Annotated in this window: 16 protein-coding genes; 14 read left to right on the forward strand and 2 right to left on the reverse strand. The window is 66.2% G+C overall.

Features of this window, described 5'->3' with window-relative positions:
* Nucleotides 1-260 precede the first annotated feature (260 nt).
* Entirely contained in the window at nucleotides 261-1,763 is a 1,503-nt protein-coding gene (locus EBN03_RS20660) for a long-chain-fatty-acid--CoA ligase (protein ID WP_122189742.1), read from the reverse strand.
* Nucleotides 1,764-2,129: 366 nt separating this feature from the next.
* Between EBN03_RS20660 and EBN03_RS20665 the strand changes: the two genes are divergently transcribed.
* The 13 genes from EBN03_RS20665 (at nucleotide 2,130) to EBN03_RS20735 (ending at nucleotide 13,896) form a co-directional block, all read left to right on the forward strand.
* A complete protein-coding gene (locus EBN03_RS20665) occupies nucleotides 2,130-2,942 on the forward strand; it encodes an SDR family oxidoreductase (RefSeq protein WP_122189743.1) in 813 nt (270 codons plus the stop codon).
* A gap of 3 nt (nucleotides 2,943-2,945) precedes the next feature.
* The gene (locus EBN03_RS20670) at nucleotides 2,946-3,626 is read left to right on the forward strand and encodes a TetR/AcrR family transcriptional regulator (protein ID WP_122189744.1); all 681 of its coding nucleotides are present in this window, start codon (nucleotides 2,946-2,948) and stop codon (nucleotides 3,624-3,626) included.
* 539 nt (nucleotides 3,627-4,165) lie between these two features.
* Nucleotides 4,166-5,383 (forward strand): acetyl-CoA C-acetyltransferase, encoded by a 1,218-nt coding sequence (locus EBN03_RS20680; RefSeq protein WP_122189746.1) that lies wholly within the window; start codon nucleotides 4,166-4,168, stop codon nucleotides 5,381-5,383.
* A gap of 27 nt (nucleotides 5,384-5,410) precedes the next feature.
* Entirely contained in the window at nucleotides 5,411-6,163 is a 753-nt protein-coding gene (locus EBN03_RS20685; protein WP_122189747.1) for an SDR family oxidoreductase, read from the forward strand.
* Nucleotides 6,164-6,173: 10 nt separating this feature from the next.
* Nucleotides 6,174-7,163 carry an NADPH:quinone oxidoreductase family protein gene (locus EBN03_RS20690; RefSeq protein WP_122189748.1) on the forward strand — a complete coding sequence of 330 codons (990 nt, stop codon included), beginning with the start codon at nucleotides 6,174-6,176 and terminating at the stop codon, nucleotides 7,161-7,163.
* 24 nt (nucleotides 7,164-7,187) lie between these two features.
* The gene (fabG, locus tag EBN03_RS20695; RefSeq protein WP_122189749.1) at nucleotides 7,188-7,949 is read left to right on the forward strand and encodes a 3-oxoacyl-ACP reductase FabG; all 762 of its coding nucleotides are present in this window, start codon (nucleotides 7,188-7,190) and stop codon (nucleotides 7,947-7,949) included.
* A 31-nt stretch (nucleotides 7,950-7,980) separates the two neighbouring features.
* Entirely contained in the window at nucleotides 7,981-8,433 is a 453-nt protein-coding gene (locus EBN03_RS20700; RefSeq protein WP_122189750.1) for a MaoC family dehydratase, read from the forward strand.
* Nucleotides 8,433-9,347 (forward strand): phosphotransferase, encoded by a 915-nt coding sequence (locus EBN03_RS20705; protein ID WP_122189751.1) that lies wholly within the window; start codon nucleotides 8,433-8,435, stop codon nucleotides 9,345-9,347. The genes EBN03_RS20700 and EBN03_RS20705 overlap by 1 nt, the downstream gene beginning before the upstream one ends.
* 68 nt (nucleotides 9,348-9,415) lie before the next feature.
* Nucleotides 9,416-10,639, forward strand: coding sequence for an acyl-CoA dehydrogenase family protein (locus EBN03_RS20710; RefSeq protein WP_122189752.1), 1,224 nt, complete (start codon nucleotides 9,416-9,418; stop codon nucleotides 10,637-10,639).
* Between the two features lie 56 nt (nucleotides 10,640-10,695).
* The gene (locus EBN03_RS20715; protein WP_122189753.1) at nucleotides 10,696-11,019 is read left to right on the forward strand and encodes a putative quinol monooxygenase; all 324 of its coding nucleotides are present in this window, start codon (nucleotides 10,696-10,698) and stop codon (nucleotides 11,017-11,019) included.
* Between the two features lie 22 nt (nucleotides 11,020-11,041).
* A complete protein-coding gene (locus EBN03_RS20720) occupies nucleotides 11,042-12,043 on the forward strand; it encodes an NADP-dependent oxidoreductase (protein WP_122189754.1) in 1,002 nt (333 codons plus the stop codon).
* Nucleotides 12,044-12,319: 276 nt separating this feature from the next.
* A complete protein-coding gene (locus EBN03_RS20725; RefSeq protein WP_122189755.1) occupies nucleotides 12,320-12,919 on the forward strand; it encodes a TetR/AcrR family transcriptional regulator in 600 nt (199 codons plus the stop codon).
* A 404-nt stretch (nucleotides 12,920-13,323) separates the two neighbouring features.
* Complete coding sequence (locus EBN03_RS20735; RefSeq protein ID WP_122189756.1) at nucleotides 13,324-13,896, forward strand: methyltransferase family protein; 573 nt, start codon at nucleotides 13,324-13,326, stop codon at nucleotides 13,894-13,896.
* Nucleotides 13,897-14,221: 325 nt separating this feature from the next.
* On the opposite strand, the gene EBN03_RS20745 is transcribed toward EBN03_RS20735, so the two are convergent.
* The gene (locus EBN03_RS20745) at nucleotides 14,222-14,479 is read right to left on the reverse strand and encodes an acyl carrier protein (protein ID WP_147471652.1); all 258 of its coding nucleotides are present in this window, start codon (nucleotides 14,477-14,479) and stop codon (nucleotides 14,222-14,224) included.
* 80 nt (nucleotides 14,480-14,559) lie between these two features.
* On the opposite strand from EBN03_RS20745, the gene EBN03_RS20750 reads away from it, so the two are divergent.
* Nucleotides 14,560-15,840, forward strand: coding sequence for a hypothetical protein (locus EBN03_RS20750; protein ID WP_122189758.1), 1,281 nt, complete (start codon nucleotides 14,560-14,562; stop codon nucleotides 15,838-15,840).
* The last annotated feature ends 20 nt before the right edge of the window (nucleotides 15,841-15,860 follow it).

A 15,860-nucleotide genomic window follows, 5' to 3' on the forward strand; every position in this document is an offset into this window, starting at 1 on the left:
CGGAGCGGCGCTACTCGCGGCCCCGACCTGGGCGGCCGAATGTGGGCCGTGCCGTGGTCGCCTGAGCCGGCGGGGTCTCTGGAGCGTCGGTTCACCGAGGGCACGTGGAAGTGGTCGAGGACTTCGGTGAGCTGGTCGATGCCATGCTGGACGAAATCAGCTGCGAGAAGGAGATTTCGGCTATCGCCGACCGCGCAGGTGGCCACCACGTCGAACGGCAGCGAGGGCCTGCGATGCTGCGGGACGTACTCGTCCTGCCGTCATCGGGATGCCTTGTCTGTGAACAGGTTCAAATGGAGAGAGCGTTTGAGGACCTTGCCGGTCGCACCCTTGGGCAGTTGATCGGTGAACGCGAAGCGGTGGGGGACCTTGTAAGCGGAAAGCCGCGCCTTGGCCCAGGCGCGCAGCTCCGCCGGGTCGAGGTTCGCTCCAGGTGCTGTGGCCACCACCGCACCGACTTCCTCCCCGTAGTGGTCGTCGGGAATGCCGATCACCGCCACCTCGACGATGTCGGGATGCTCGTAGAGCACTTCTTCGACCTCGCGGGGGTAGATGTTGTAGCCGCCGCGAATGATGAGATCCTTGACGCGGTCGACGATGTAGACGTAACCGTCGGCATCGACCTTGCCCAGATCCCCGGTGCGTAGCCAGCCGTCGGCCAGGTCGGCGGCGGTGGCCTCGGGTCGGTTCCAGTAGCCCTTCATGATGCTGGGACCGCGTATGTACAGCTCACCCACGGTGTCGGTGGGCAGTGCCTCGCCGTTCGGATCCCTTGCCGCTATAGATGTCCCGGGCAGGGCGGTACCCACCGACCCGATCCGCTGCTCGCGATCCAGTGGGTTGTAGGTCGCGGCCCCACTGGATTCGGTGAGCCCGTAGCCCTCGAGGATCGTGCAGCCGAATCGCTGCGAGAAGGCGCGAACGACCTCCGCGGGCAGTGACGCGCCGCCCGAGGCGGCCAGCCGCAGGCTCGTGAAGTCCTCCGGTCCGTAGTCACCGGCGGCGTGCAGCATGGCATTCCACATGGTCGGCACCCCGGACACGACGGTGAGCCGGTGGTCACGGATCGTTTCGATCATCGCGGCCGGTTCGAAAGGCGACACCATCGAGAACGAACTTCCGGCGTGCAGCGTGGTGATCAGGCAGACCGCCTGGCCGTACACATGGAACAGCGGCAGACCCGTGCCGAACCGTTCTTCGGGCGTGAGCTGTAGCTGATCGATGAATATGCGTGCGGTCTCGTTGAGGTTGGAGACTGTGAGCTCCACTCCCTTCGGCTTTCCGGTGGTGCCCGAGGTGTAGAGCATGATCGCGGTATCGTCCGGATCGCGGGGCATCGGCTCGTTCACCGGTGCGGCGGGATCGGTGGGCGCGCCGGGTTCGAGGACCAGCAGCGGGATACCTCGCTGCACGGCGGCCTGCTCGGCTCCCGCGCGCGCCAGATGCCATGCGATGGCGTAGCGAGCGCCGGAATCGTCGAGCACGTATCCGATTTCCGGAGCAGTCGCCATGGTGTTCACCGGAATCGCGACGGCACCGATCACATGTGCGCCCAGATATGCGATGACGAATTCGGGAACCGTGGGCGCGACCAGCACCACGCGATCACCCACCGCCACACCGGATTCGGCAAGATAACCACCGAAAACAGCGCTGCGGCGGACAAGATCACCGTAGGTGATTTGTTCGTCCCCGAGACGCAGCGCGATGGCGTCGGGGCGTTCGGATGCGTGCTGCCAGATGCGGTCGGCGACATTAGTCATGGAACATCCAGATATGTAGAAACCGGAGAATGGACAGGGTCATGTGATTGGCGTCACTACCTGTGCGCATCGTATGTGAATGCGATGTCAAGTTCAAGGAAATGGGGGGAACGTGCTGGTAACCGCCACGACCGGTCCGTGGAGCGGCACGGCAGTCGCCACCGGCCTGGCTTGTTGCTGGTCCGAACCTTCATATCCGAGCGCAGATGCCCGCTCCCGCCGACGCCTGCTGTCTACTTCGGCCCGCATCATCGGGTCACCGCGGCGCGGGACGTCTTCGGACCCACCGGGCCTGTTCTTGCCGAAACTTGAAATTGACGTAGGATTCAAGTTTCATGCGGGGGAAGGCTCGGAAGGAGACGATTCGTGAAGGTCGCGGGCAAGACTGCGGTGGTCACCGGAGGTGGCGGCGGTATCGGCGCTGCGATCGCGCTGCGCTTGGTGGAGGCCGACGCACGCGTGGTGGTGGCCGATCTGGACCGCGCGGCGGCTGAGGCAGTTGTCGGTGTGATTCCGGAGAACCTCCGTGGCGCGGCGGTGGCCGTCGGAGCTGACGTGTCGGACGAGGAGCAGGTCCGCGGGCTCATCGAGCGCACCGAGGCCGAGTTCGGGCCGGTAGACCTGTATTTCGCGAACGCGGGCGTCGGTGGACCGGTCGGCCTCGGCGACGAGCCGTCCTGGGCGACCACGATCGATGTCAATGTCAACGCTCATGTGCGGGCCGCCCGGCTGCTGGTGCCGGGCTGGCTGGAACGGGGTGCGGGCTATTTCGTCAGCACGGCGTCGGCGGCGGGTCTGCTGACTCAGATCGGCTCGGCCGCCTATTCGGTCACCAAGCACGCCGCGGTGGGATTTGCCGAATGGATGTCGGTCACATACGGCGACAAAGGAATCCGGGTGAGCTGCCTCTGTCCGATGGGCGTCGAGACGAAACTGCTGCGCGCGGGGGAGAACTCGGGAGATCGGCTCGGCGAGGCGGCCACGAGGGCGGTGACCTCCGCCGGTGCCGTCCTCGCGCCGGAGGTGGTCGCGGACCTCGTGTTGGAAGCGGTGGACGACGAGCGTTTCTTGATCCTGCCCCATCCCGAGGTGCTGGAGATGTACCGCCGCAAGGGCGCTGATTACGAGAAGTGGCTGAGCGGCATGCGGCGGTACCAAGCCGGCCTGCTGGCCGACTAGGCCATGACCACGACGGCCGGTGATGGTGTAGCGGCGGAGGAGATTCCGCCGCTGGCCGACACTTCGATCCTGAGGGAGCCGCCCAGCACGCCCCGCGGGGTGCGCACCCGCACCGCCCTGGTGGTCGCGGCGCGGACGGTCTTCGAGCGCGACGGCTACCTGGAGGCGCGTCTGGCCGACGTCGCGTCGGAGGCCGGGCTGTCCACCGGCTCGTTCTACACCTATTTCGCGAGCAAGGAGGAGATCCTGCACGCGGTCCTGGATCAGGCGCAGAGCGAACTGCTGCATCCGGGCATGCCGCGGCTGCGTGGCGACGAAGCCTCGGCCGCAGCGGTCATCGAAGCCAGCAATCGGGCGTATTTCGAGGCGTACAAACGCAATGCGAAGCTGATGGCGATCCTCGAGCAGGTCGCCGCCATCGACCCCAAGTTCCGTGAGCTGCGCCGTCGCCGCAGCCGCGCGTTCTGCGATCGGAACGCACGCTCGCTCGCGCATCTCCAGGAGCGTGGCCTGGCCGACCCGCAACTGGATCCGCAGCAGGCTGCTCGGGCGCTGTCGGGCATGGTGGGCCGGATGGCGTACTACACCTACGTGCTCGGTGAGGAGCGCTCGGTCGACGAGCTGGTGCGGACGGCCACCCGGCTCTGGGTCAATGCCGCGCGAATCGAATCCGTCGGCGGCTGAACCATATTCAGACACGCCGAACTGGCGGGCGCGTCTGTACCGAATCACTGTGACAGCAGCTGTGCCTTTCGCTGAGGTCACCGGATCCGCGCCCGGCCACCACCGGCAAACTCGTTTGCGGCGAAGGCCTCGAGATCTATGCCCGCGCTGAATGTCCGCCGCGTCCGTGAGCGTCTCGACGGCCGACTCGGATCTGCGTTCCAGCTCGTCGATGGCGGCCGCCGGCGTTCGGGCGACGACGGGCGTCCACCGCGTTCCGTGCTTTCGGTCGATGATTGTGCTGCTCGCGATGCCCTCGGCGAACGCGGTCGGAACGACGCCCATGACGGCGGACCGATGGCAGTCACGGCGGGTTGCGCAATCTGAACTCGACTTCAATTTCGCGTGGATTTATAGGGCCTGACCACTTCATTCGCGAAAATTGTGTGGAAGATCACATGACTCATCATGAGTTGGCGGTCTTGACCGGAACGTGTGCGTCAAGCATGGTGGCGGAGGAAAATAAGCGCTTAGTAAGTTCCTCGGAGAGGATTCGGTTCATGCCCGAAGCTGTCATCGTTTCTGTCGCCCGCTCACCGATCGGTCGCGCCGGCAAGGGTTCGCTCAAGGAAATGCGGCCCGACGACCTGGCTGCGCAGATCGTGCGCGCCGCGCTGGACAAGGTGCCCGCGCTCGACCCGAACACCATCGACGACCTCATGCTCGGAGTCGGTCAGCCTGCCGGAGAATCGGGATTCAATCTGGGACGGGTAGTGGCCGTGCTGGCCGGACTCGATCGTGTCCCCGGCACCACGGTCAACCGCTATTGCTCGTCGAGCCTCCAAACGACTCGCATGGCGTTGCACGCGATCCGCGCGGAGGAGGGTGAGGTTTTCGTTTCGGCCGGAGTCGAGACCGTGAGCCGCTACGACCGGGGTAGCGCCGACGGGCTGCCCGGCACGCAGAATCCGGTGTTCGACGACGCGGTCGAGCGCACCGCGAAATTCGCGGCGGGAGGGCAGGTCTGGGTAGATCCGCGGCAAGGCGGTCTCGTGCCCGACATCTACATCGCGATGGGGCAGACGGCCGAGAATGTGGCTCAGCTCGAGGGCGTCAGCCGCGCAGAGCAGGACGCTTTCGGTGTCCGCAGCCAGAACCTGGCCGAGATCGCGCTCGCCAACGGCTTCTGGCAGCGTGACATCACACCGATCAGTCTCCCGGACGGCTCCGTGGTGTCCGCGGACGACGGCCCGCGCTCCGGCGTCACTCTGGACGCGGTGGCCGCATTGAAGCCGGTGTTCCGGCCCGACGGGACCGTCACCGCGGGCAACTGCTGCCCGCTCAACGACGGTGCCGCGGCGGTGGTCATCATGTCCGACACCAGGGCCGCCGAGCTCGGTCTGACTCCGTTGGCCCGCATCGTCTCCACCGGCGTGAGCGGCTTGTCGCCCGAGATCATGGGCCTGGGCCCGGTCGAGGCGTCGCGGCAGGCATTGGCTCACGCGGGCATGACGATCGGCGACATCGACCTCGTCGAGATCAACGAAGCCTTTGCGGCACAAGTGATTCCATCAGCGCGTCAACTCGGTGTCGACCTCGACAAGCTCAACATCAATGGTGGCGCCATCGCCGTCGGGCATCCGTTCGGCATGACCGGCGCGCGGATCACCAGCACCCTCGTCAACTCCCTGCAATTCCACGACAAACAGTTCGGCCTGGAAACCATGTGTGTCGGTGGCGGCCAGGGCATGGCCATGGTGCTCGAACGCCTGTCGTAACCCTCTGAACAACGAAAGGTCCTGTCCGTGAACAGATTCGAAGGAAAGACCGCCATTGTCACCGGCGCCAGCCGGGGCATCGGCCTCGGCATCGCGCAGCGCCTGGTGGACGAGGGCGCGAAGGTTGTGATCACCGCCCGCAAGCAGGACGCGCTCGACGAAGCGGTCGCCGCGCTGGGCGGGCCGTCGAGGGCGCTGGCTGTGGCCGGTCGTGCCGACGATGCCGCGCACCAGGCCGAGACTGTCGAGCGGGCCGTCGAAACCTTCGGCAGCGCCGACCTGCTGGTGAACAACACCGGCATCAACCCGGTCTTCGGTCCGATGGTGGAGCTGTCGCTCGACGCCGCCCGAAAGATCGTGGAGGTCAACTGCCTTGCCGCGCTGTCGTGGGTGCAGCAGACCTATCAGGGCTGGATGAAGGACAACGGCGGCTCGGTCGTGAACGTCTCCTCGGTCGCCGGCCTGAAGCCCGCGCCCGGCATCGGCTTCTACGGTTCCAGCAAGGCAATGCTGACCCACATCACCCAGGAGCTGGCCGCCGAACTCGGACCGGACATCCGCGTGAACGCTGTCGCCCCAGCGGTCGTGAAGACCCAGTTCGCCAGCGCCCTCTATGAAGGTCGGGAGGAGAAGCTCGCGGCCACCTACCCGCTGAAACGGCTGGGCGTGCCGGAGGACATCGGCAGCGTGGTCGCCTTCCTGCTCTCCGCGGACGCGGCCTGGCTCACCGGCCAGCTGCTCGTGGTCGACGGCGGCATCACCCTCACCGGCGGTGTCTGAGTTGGCGCGAATGCGGGCGTGGCGCGTCCACGAACTCGGCGAGCCCGGAAAAGTATTGCGCCTGGACACCGTCGACCGGCCGGAACCGGGCCCACGCCAGCTGGTCGTCCGGGTCGTCGGTGCGGCGGCGAACTTCCCCGATGTGCTCATGTGCCGTGGCCTCTATCAGGTAAAGCCGCCGCTCCCGTTCACACCCGGCGTCGAGCTGTGCGGTGAGGTGGTGGCCGTGGGCACCGAGGTCACCGGATTCGCCGTCGGCGACCGCGTCCTGGGCGGCAGCTCGCTGCCCTACGGCGGATTCGCCGAGTACGCGCTGATGGAAGCGGCTCAGACCTTTCCCGCGCCGGCGGAGTTGGACGATGCGGAAGCGTCCGCGCTGTTCATCGGCTACCAGACGGGCTGGTTCGGGCTGCATCGCCGCGCCGCGTTGCGGGCGGGGGAGACCCTGCTGGTGCATGCCGCTGCCGGTGGCGTGGGCAGTGCCGCGATCCAGCTCGGCAAGGCGGCTGGGGCGCGGGTGATCGGCGTCGTCGGCGGTCCCGAAAAGGCCGAGTACGCAAGAGAGCTCGGTGCCGATGTGGTCGTGGACCGATGGAGCGAGGACTTCGTCGAGGTCGTCGAACAGGTCACGGACAATCGGGGTGCGGACGTCGTCTACGACCCGGTCGGGGGCGAGACCTACGCCCGCTCGACGAAATGCACCGCCTTCGAGGGCCGGATCCTGGTCGTCGGCTTCGCGGGCGGCGAAATCCAAAGCGCCGCACTCAATCACGCCCTGATCAAAAACTATTCGATCGTCGGCCTGCATTGGGGTCTCTATAACGCCTATGACCCGGCCGCGGTCGCGCAGTGCCATCGGGAGCTGACCGAGCTCGCCGTCGCGGGTTCCATCCGTCCGCTGGTCACCGAACGACTGGCATTGGCAGATATCGCCGATGGCGTTCAGCGCCTCGCCGACGGCAAGACCGTCGGACGCGTGGTCTACACCCCGTCGGCCTGATCCGACTCGCCCCAGGAGAACATCATGAGCAACGAAACACAGCCGGTAGCACTGGTCACCGGAGCAGCGCGCGGAATCGGCGCCGCCGTCGCGCGTCGGCTCGCGGCCGACGGAATGGCCGTGGCCGTCCTGGATTTGGACGAGGCGGCCTGCAAACCCGTCGTCGAGGAGATCGTGGCGGCCGGTGGCCGGGCGCTGGCCGTCGGCGCGGACGTGTCCGACGAGAGCGCGGTCGACCAGGCCGTGGAACGGGTGGCCGCCGAACTCGGCCCGCCGACCGTGCTGGTCAACAATGCCGGCATTCTGCGTGACAACCTACTGTTCAAAATGACCGTCGGGGATTGGGACGCCGTCATGGGCGTGCACCTGCGCGGCGCCTTCCTGTGCTCGAAAGCGGTGCAGCGCCACATGGTCGACGCGGGTTTCGGTCGCATCGTGAGCCTTTCGAGTACCTCGGCGCTGGGCAACCGCGGCCAGGCCAACTACTCGGCGGCCAAGGCCGGGCTGCAGGGCTTCACCAAGACGCTCGCCTTCGAACTCGGCAAATTCGGCATCACCGCCAACGCCGTCGCACCGGGCTTCATCGAGACCGAGATGACCCAGGCCACCGCGGCGCGGATGGGGGTCGACTTCGAGGACTTCAAGAAGGCCCTCATTTCCCAGATCCCGGTGGCGCGTGCGGGAAAGCCCGAGGACGTGGCACACACCGTCTCGTTCCTGGTGAGCGAGGGCGCGGGATTCGTGTCGGGTCAGGTCGTCTACGTGGCCGGCGGACCGACGAACTAGGCCGACAACGCAATCGAGAGGATCGCAACCCATGCAGGTATTCCAAGGCTTGCCCGAACTGGAGAAGGCCGTCGGCACCCACCTCGGCTACAGCGACTGGCACACCGTGACCCAGGAACAGATCAACCGGTTCGCCGATGCCACCGGTGATCACCAGTGGATCCACGTGGACCCGGAGCGGGCCGCCGCCGGTCCGTTCGGCGCGACGGTGGCCCACGGCTTCCTCACCCTGTCGCTGCTGCCGATGCTCACCGCGAGCGTGTACACGGTCGAGGGGCTGTCGATGGGAGTCAACTACGGGGCCAACAAGGTTCGCTTCCCCGCCCCGGTGCCCGTCGGCTCCCGCCTCAGGGCGGGCGTGGAACTGGTGTCGCTGACACCCGCGGCCCTGGGCTACCAGGCGGTCAGCCGAGTCACGGTCGAGATCGAGGGCGCGGCCAAACCGGCCTGCGTGGCCGAGTCCGTCGCTCTACTGGTGCCCTGATGGGCGGCCGCGACGCCACCGGGGAAGTAGCCGCGAAGCTGCCCGGGCTGGACTTGGAGCGACTGGCGAGCTGGCTGGCCGCCGACCGGCCCGACCTGAGCGCCGCCCCGCTCACCGGCAGGCTGATCGCCGGTGGCCGATCCAACCTCACCTATGCGGTGAGTGACGGTGCCTCGCAATGGATTCTGCGTCGACCGCCGCTCGGCCACGTGCTGGCGACCGCCCACGACATGGGGCGCGAATTCCGCGTGATGAGCGCACTGGCCGACACCGATGTCCCGGTCCCACGCACCTACGCGCTGTGTACCGATGCCGGCATCCTCGGCGCGCCTTTCTATCTGATGGAAAACGTCGCGGGCAAGCCCTATCGGACGGCATCCGAGCTCGTGGCACTGGGACCGGAACGGGTGCAGGCGATTTCGGCCGGCATGATCGACGCACTCGCCGTGCTGCACTCCGTCGATCCGGCGGCGGTGGGCCTGGCGGACTTCGGGCGTCCGAACGGATTCCTGGCACGTCAGGTGCGTCATTTGAAGGTGCGTCGCCAATTCGGCCGCGTGGTCGGCGGATTCCAGGCGCTCAAACATCGCCTCGCCGACCTGTTCGTCGAGATGGAGATGGCGGCGGCCGGCTCTCGCTACGCCGCGGGCGTTATCGCGACGGGCGACCCCGACATTCCCGTGGGTACCGCGGTGGCCGCGGCCTATTGCGCGGACGTGGCCGTCAAGGCCGCCGAGGAAGCCGTCCAGCTGCACGGTGGCATCGGCATGACCTGGGAATATCCGGTGCACCTGTACCTCAAGCGCGCCAAGGCCGATCAACTCGGTCTGGGCAGCCCCGGCTACCACCGCTCGGTCCTGGCTGAGCTGGTCGATATTCGCCTGGGTGTGGAACAGCGTTTCGCACAAAGTTGAACTTGAATCCAACGTCAAGTACGGTGCGAAGTAGTGCACCGGCACTGTCGGAATGGACGAGGAGGACCATGTTCGAGATTTCCGAGCGGGCGCAGCAATATCGCGATGAGTTGCTCGCCTTCATGGACGAGCACATCTACCCGGCCGAGGCGGTGTACGAGGCGCAGATGGCCGAATCCGGCGACCCGCACTTCCAGCCACCCATCGTGGAGGAGCTCAAGACCGAGGCCAAGCAACGGGGGCTGTGGAATCTGTTCCACCCGCACCCCGAGTGGGGTCCGGGCCTGACCAATCTCGAATACGCGCCGCTGGCCGAGATCATGGGCCGCAGTGCGCATCTCGCGCCCGAGGCCACCAACTGCGCCGCGCCCGACACCGGGAACATGGAGGTACTGACGCTGTTCGGCACGCCCGAGCACAAGGAGCAGTGGCTGCGGCCGTTGCTCGACGGTGAGATCCGTTCGGCCTTCGCCATGACCGAGCCCGCGGTCGCCAGCTCGGATGCCACCAACATCCAGCTGCGCATGACGCGTGACGGCGAAGACTATGTGCTCAATGGCCGGAAGTGGTGGACTTCCAACGCTTTGCACAAGAACTGCAAGGTGCTCATCGTGATGGGCAAGACCGATCCGAGCGCGCCGACGCATCGTCAGCAGTCCATGATGGTCGTCCCGATCGACACCCCGGGTGTGACAGTGCTCCGCAACCTGCCGGTGTTCGGCTACCAGGACCGCGAAGGCCATGCCGAGGTGAGTTTCGACAATGTGCGGGTGCCCGCGACCGCGCTGCTGGCGGGTGAGGGCGACGGGTTCATGATCAGCCAGGCCCGCCTGGGCCCGGGCCGCATCCACCACTGCATGCGTGCCATCGGTATGGCCGAGCGTGCCCTGGACCTGATGATCGACCGCGCGCAGTCGCGGGTGACTTTCGGTGAGCCGGTGGCGAATCGGGCCAATATCCAGGATTGGATCGCCGAGTCCCGCATCGAGATCGATATGGCGCGGCTGCTGACATTGAAGGCCGCGCATCTGATGGACACCGTCGGCAACAAGGCCGCCCGCACCGAGATCGCCGCGATCAAGGTCGCCGCCCCGAATGTGGCGCTGAAGGTGGTCGATCGGGCGATCCAGGTACACGGCGGCGGCGGTGTCTCCGATGACTTCCCGCTCGCCGGTATGTACGCGCACCTGCGCACCCTGCGCCTGGCCGACGGACCGGACGAAGTGCACAAGCGCTCGATCGCTCAGTGGGAACTGCGCCGCCGCGACCCGAACTGGGGCAAACGCGCCTGACCCGCACATGCGAGTCCGAACAGTACTTTCGACATCACCCACCCGAGGAGGAAACAATGGCCGAACCCTGTGTCGTCGTGGCGACCATGATCGCGAAGCCGGGTCGCGAAGACCTGGTCGAGAAGACGCTGCGCGCGGCCGCGCCTGCCGTGCATGCCGAACCGGGCTGCCTGCAGTACGCGCTGCACCGCGAGCTGAAGCAGCCCGGGCGGTTCGTCATGATCGAGAAGTGGGCGTCGAGGGAGGCGCTGCGCGAGCACGGTCAGGGTACGGCGCTGCGCGAGGTCGGCGTCGCCTTGGCCGATGCCCTGGTGGCCGCGCCCGAGGTGCGGGTCTTCGAACCGCTGCCCGCCGGCGATCCCGACAAGGGCGCACTGTGACCACCGGGAAGCGAGTGCACGCATGACGAAAACGCAGCAGGTGCGGCTGGCGCGCCGCCCGTCCGGGCTTCCCGGCACCGACACCTGGAACGTGACGACCGAGGATCTCCCCGCGCTCGGCGAAGGCGAGATCCTGGTGAAGATCGATTACATCTCCCTCGATCCGGCCATGCGCGGCTGGCTCAACGATGTCCGGTCCTACCTCCCGCCGGTCGGTCTGGGCGAGGTTATGCGCTCGCTGGACATCGCCACCGTCGTCGAATCCACGCATCCCGATTTCGCGGTCGGCGACGCGGTCAGTGGAACCTTCGGCGTCACCGAATACGCCGTCAGCGATGGCAAGGGAGTGACGAAGATCGACCTCGGCGTCGCACCCGGCCCCACCTGGCTCGGTGCGCTCGGAATGCCGGGCATGACAGCGTATTTCGGAATCCTCGAGGTCGGCAAGCTGAAAGCTGGTGAGACCGTGGTGGTCTCGGCCGCGGCGGGTGCCGTCGGCAGCGTGGTCGGGCAGATCGCCAAGGCCAACGGCGCGACCGTGATCGGGATCGCCGGCGGGGCGGAGAAGTGTCGGATCCTCACCGAGGAACTGGGTTTCGACGCGGCCGTCGACTACCGCGGCGAGGACGTGCTGCACCGGCTGCGCGAGCTCGCACCCGAAGGTATCGACATCTACTTCGACAATGTCGGCGGCGACATCCTCGACGCCGCGCTCGCCAACCTCCGGCGCGGTGCCCGCATCGTGCTGTGCGGCGCGGTCTCGGCCTACAACGACGAGAAGCTACGCCCCGGCCCGTCGCGGTACATGTCACTGCTGGTCTTCCGGGCGTCCATGACCGGCTTCGTCGTCTTCGACTACGCCGACCGCTACCCTGAAGCGGTCGCGGCCATCGCGGGCTGGATCGCCGAAGGCAAGCTGAAGAGCCGCGAACACATCGTTGCCGGTGGCGTCGCACAGTTCGGCGAAACCTTGAACATGCTGTTCAGTGGTGGCAACACCGGAAAACTGGTGCTGGCACTCTGATTCGCCGAAGGTCCGTTGAGCAACGAAGTGGCCCGCATTCACAGTGCGGGTCCCTTCGGTTCGGCGGCAGGTCGCGGGTCGAGATGGGTCCGTGCGAACGCCGGCAGGCCGCGAAGCCGCGTTCGAACTCCGCCTCGGATTCGCCCCGAGAGTATGTGAACCCGAGTTCGACTTCAGCGCCAGCTCGGGCCTTTGAGCGGGGGGTTCTCTCTGCCGCTCGATAGCGGCGACCGCGCCGCTGACAGATGCCGGGCGGATGGATGCAAGACTGTCCGGGTGACCGAATCAGAGGATCGCTCGCGCGCGGACGAGACGCGGGCTCGGCTGTTGGAGGCTGCCGTCATCGCCTTCGCCGAGCGTGGGTTCCACGGTTCGACGACCCGTGACATCACCTCGATCGCGGGGCTGAGTACCGCGGCCATCTATGTGCACCACCGCTCCAAGGAGGAACTGCTCTACCAGGTCTCGCACACCGGGCACCTGAATACCTTGGAGCGCATCCGAGACGCCATGCGTTCCTCGGAAGATCCGGTCGAGCAATTGGTGGCGGTCGTGCGGGAATTCGTCATCCATCACGCCCGCGCGCATACCGTCGCCCGGGTCATCAACTACGAGCTCAACGCGCTCAGTCCCGAGCATCAGCGGGAGATCAAGGAGATCCGGCACATCATCGACGCCGAGATCCGGCAGCTGATCGAGCGCGGTGTCTCGGCGGGCGTCTTCGACAATCCGAATCCACACCTGGCGGCGGTGGCGTTGCTGTCGCTGGGCATCGACCTGGCGCGCTGGTATCGCGAGGACGGTCCGGCCTCCCCGGAGGAGATCGGCGACTACTACGTGGATCTCGCATTGCGGATCGTCGGCGCCCGCACATAGGTTCCGCCTGATCGGACCCGGAACAGTCTTCAGTCGCCGAATGTGTCTCGTGATCGTTCGATGTAGCGGTCGGTGGACCTCCAGCCGTGCTGATGCAGCCGCTCGGCGCCGTCGAGCAGCAGGTCCGGGGCGAATTCGAACTCGAACTGTTCGTCGCAGGCCCTGGCCGACACGGGAGAGGTCGCTGCGGGTCGCGGCCTGCGCGATCTCGAGGATGTGCGGGTAGCGCTGGGCGAACTCGGCCGCCGTCTGTCGCTGTGTCTGCGGATCGCGTGGCGGCGCGTGATCGTCCTGGCTGATCGTCAAGGGGTTCCGGACCCCTCGAGGTTGATCCGGGATGCGCGGACCGTCTTGGATGAGAACCTCAGGCAATTTGCATAGTTCGCGTCGACAGGAAGCCCGCCATGAATCTCGCCGTGGTCACCACTTGGGTGTGGTTGGCACTCGAAATCGGTCTGCGGGTCCGGGATCGATTGCGCGGTACCGGCTCTACCGCCGCCGACGGCGGCACCCGCCTGACCATTGGGCTGCTGATGGCCGTCGCGATGACCACCGCCAATCTCGCGGCCATCTTCCTCCCCGCCGAGAGCCCCCTCCGTTTCCCCGGCACGAGCCTCCCGTGGCTGGTCGTCGGCACCACACTGATGTGGCTCGGCCTCGTCGTGCGTGTCTGGGCAATCACCGTCCTGGGCAAGCACTTCCGCACGACCGTGGAAGTCGACGCTGGGCAGCCCGTCATCGACCACGGCCCCTACCACTGGATCCGCCACCCCTCCTACACCGGACTCCTCGGCCTCACCTTCGGTTTCGGCCTTGCTTCCGACAACTACGTCTCCCTCCTGCTGACCACGGTCATCCCCACCTACGCCCTCCTGCGTCGGATCGCTCTCGAAGAGCGAACCCTCGTCGATACCCTCGGCTCGCCCTACGAGACCTACCGGGATTCGACCAAGCGCCTGATCCCTGGCGTCTGGTGAGCAGCCGATCCGACGGTGCGTGGTTGCCGTCCGGCAAGGTGGTGCACGACCTGACGTCAGCAATGTCCGAGTGGTTCTGGGCCCGGCGGCCAGCGAGCGGAGATTCAGTGCGAGTGCGCGTTCGGATCTCGTAGATCGAGTCGGCCTGCTTGCTGATGATCCGTTCCAGGTCGGCATCGCCGGCCGCTCGCAGCAGCTTGTCGGCATCGGTGTCATCGAGCGACCAGTTCGGTGGAACACGCACGCGCGCACCGTCATCGATGCCGAGTTCAATGAGCTGCGCGCGCCGCGCCGGTTTGGTGCTCCGCGGGCGGCTGCACGAGCTTCAGGCGCGCTGAGCCGCCTGCTGCGAAACATAGGATCCAATGATCGCAGGCGATTCGAACAGCTCCGCCCGAATCTCCGTATCCGGGATGCTGATCTGGAATCGCTTCTCGAGGAATCGCACCAGTCTTGCCAGGCTTATCGAGTCCAGCAGGCCGCCCACGAGCAGCGGTGTCTCACGATCGACCGGCGCTCCTCCGGTTTCGGCCACCATTGCTGAGATATATTCGATTATCGGTCGTTCGATATCGTCGTTCACTCGAGTTCTCCCTTACGCAGCAAGGCTTCCGGACACTTCACCGAAACACGAAATGATAATCGAAAACATGGGAGGACGGTTTGAGTGACACCCGCCCACTGGGCGAACGGGAACAAATGCTGAACTTTCTGCACGCTCGTGGCGGGCTGATCGCGAGTCAGGTGCTGCACGTGCGCGGCCGCCTCGATCCGGCGCTGGTGAAGAGCGCGCTCGCCTGGCTACAGTCCCGGCACGCCATCCTTCGCACTCATATCCGCTACGGCAAGCTCGTCTGGCGGCGCGTACCGCCTTTCGCCTACCGCCAGTCATGGTTCGACACCGAGGGCACCACAGAGATCCCGTTGGAGGTGCTCGACGACACCGACCCCGACGCTTGGCGCAAGGTTCTCGCCGCCGGCCTCCGCACGCCGATCCCGAAGGGCAACCATCCGCGCCTGCGGGTGACACTGGTGCGGCAGTTGCCCGACGCCGAGCAGAACCACATCGTCATCTGCGCGGATCACTCGACACTCGACGCCCAGTCCGCCAATATGCTCGCTCGCCAGCTGCTCGAATTCCTTGCCGACCCAACCATGGTCCAGCTGAAACCGCCGCTCGACACCGCCCTGCCCCCGTCGGTCGAGGCCGGCCTGCCCGACGAGTCCGACGGTGACACGGCGACCACCTATCTGCCTGCCATTCGGCTACCCAAGCAAAAAGTACCCGACCGGAGGAAAGAGTCGCGCGTGCTGGAACGTCGTCTCGGGCCCCTCACCAGGGAAACGCTCGAGGATGCCGTCAAAGCCAACAGAACAACGATGCACGGTGCGATAACGGCAGCCTTCCTGCTGACCATGCGAGAACGGTACGGGCTCGAAACCTTGACCGTGTTGAACACGGTCGACCTTCGTCGCCTCGGTGAACTCACGCTGCCGCCCGAGACCTTCGGTTGCTACGTCGACATTCTGCGTACCAAGCACTCGGTAACCGACGACTTCTGGTCAACCGCCCGTGACGCCTCGTTCCGGCTGATCGCCACGTTGGCCAAGTACCGGGATTCCGCCTCGATCATGAAGCTTCCCGAACGGGAGATGTATCGACACGAAGTTCTGCCCATGATCCAGAACAACCGGCGCATCGACGGTCTTGCCGTTACCACCGCAGGAGCGTGCGGTCTTCAGGCGAGCTACGGCCCCTACACGCTCGAGGACGTCACCCGGGCCGTTTCGCTCGACATGTTCGGCCCGTCCCTGTTCGTGATCGCCAACGAGCGGCTCGGCGGCCTCGACCTCAGTGTGGGGTACTCGGCGATCGCGCTGAGCGATGACGAGGTGCGCTGGCTCACCGACAATGCGGTGGCGCGGCTCGAAAGTGCTGGATAAGAACGCGGTGCCTAGCCGGG

The sequence above is a fragment of the Nocardia stercoris genome (assembly GCF_003696265.1).
GTDB lineage: Bacteria > Actinomycetota > Actinomycetes > Mycobacteriales > Mycobacteriaceae > Nocardia > Nocardia stercoris.

Excerpts from the sequence above, each read along its gene's own strand:
- EBN03_RS20660 (WP_122189742.1), bottom strand. The coding sequence starts at position 1,763 with ATGACTAATGTCGCCGACCGCATCTGGCAGCACGCATCCGAACGCCCC.
- EBN03_RS20670 (WP_122189744.1), top strand. The coding sequence starts at position 2,946 with ATGACCACGACGGCCGGTGATGGTGTAGCGGCGGAGGAGATTCCGCCG.
- EBN03_RS20680 (WP_122189746.1), top strand. The coding sequence starts at position 4,166 with ATGCCCGAAGCTGTCATCGTTTCTGTCGCCCGCTCACCGATCGGTCGC.
- EBN03_RS20690 (WP_122189748.1), top strand. The coding sequence starts at position 6,174 with ATGCGGGCGTGGCGCGTCCACGAACTCGGCGAGCCCGGAAAAGTATTG.
- fabG (WP_122189749.1), top strand. The coding sequence starts at position 7,188 with ATGAGCAACGAAACACAGCCGGTAGCACTGGTCACCGGAGCAGCGCGC.
- EBN03_RS20700 (WP_122189750.1), top strand. The coding sequence starts at position 7,981 with ATGCAGGTATTCCAAGGCTTGCCCGAACTGGAGAAGGCCGTCGGCACC.
- EBN03_RS20705 (WP_122189751.1), top strand. The coding sequence starts at position 8,433 with ATGGGCGGCCGCGACGCCACCGGGGAAGTAGCCGCGAAGCTGCCCGGG.
- EBN03_RS20710 (WP_122189752.1), top strand. The coding sequence starts at position 9,416 with ATGTTCGAGATTTCCGAGCGGGCGCAGCAATATCGCGATGAGTTGCTC.
- EBN03_RS20715 (WP_122189753.1), top strand. The coding sequence starts at position 10,696 with ATGGCCGAACCCTGTGTCGTCGTGGCGACCATGATCGCGAAGCCGGGT.
- EBN03_RS20720 (WP_122189754.1), top strand. The coding sequence starts at position 11,042 with ATGACGAAAACGCAGCAGGTGCGGCTGGCGCGCCGCCCGTCCGGGCTT.
- EBN03_RS20735 (WP_122189756.1), top strand. The coding sequence starts at position 13,324 with ATGAATCTCGCCGTGGTCACCACTTGGGTGTGGTTGGCACTCGAAATC.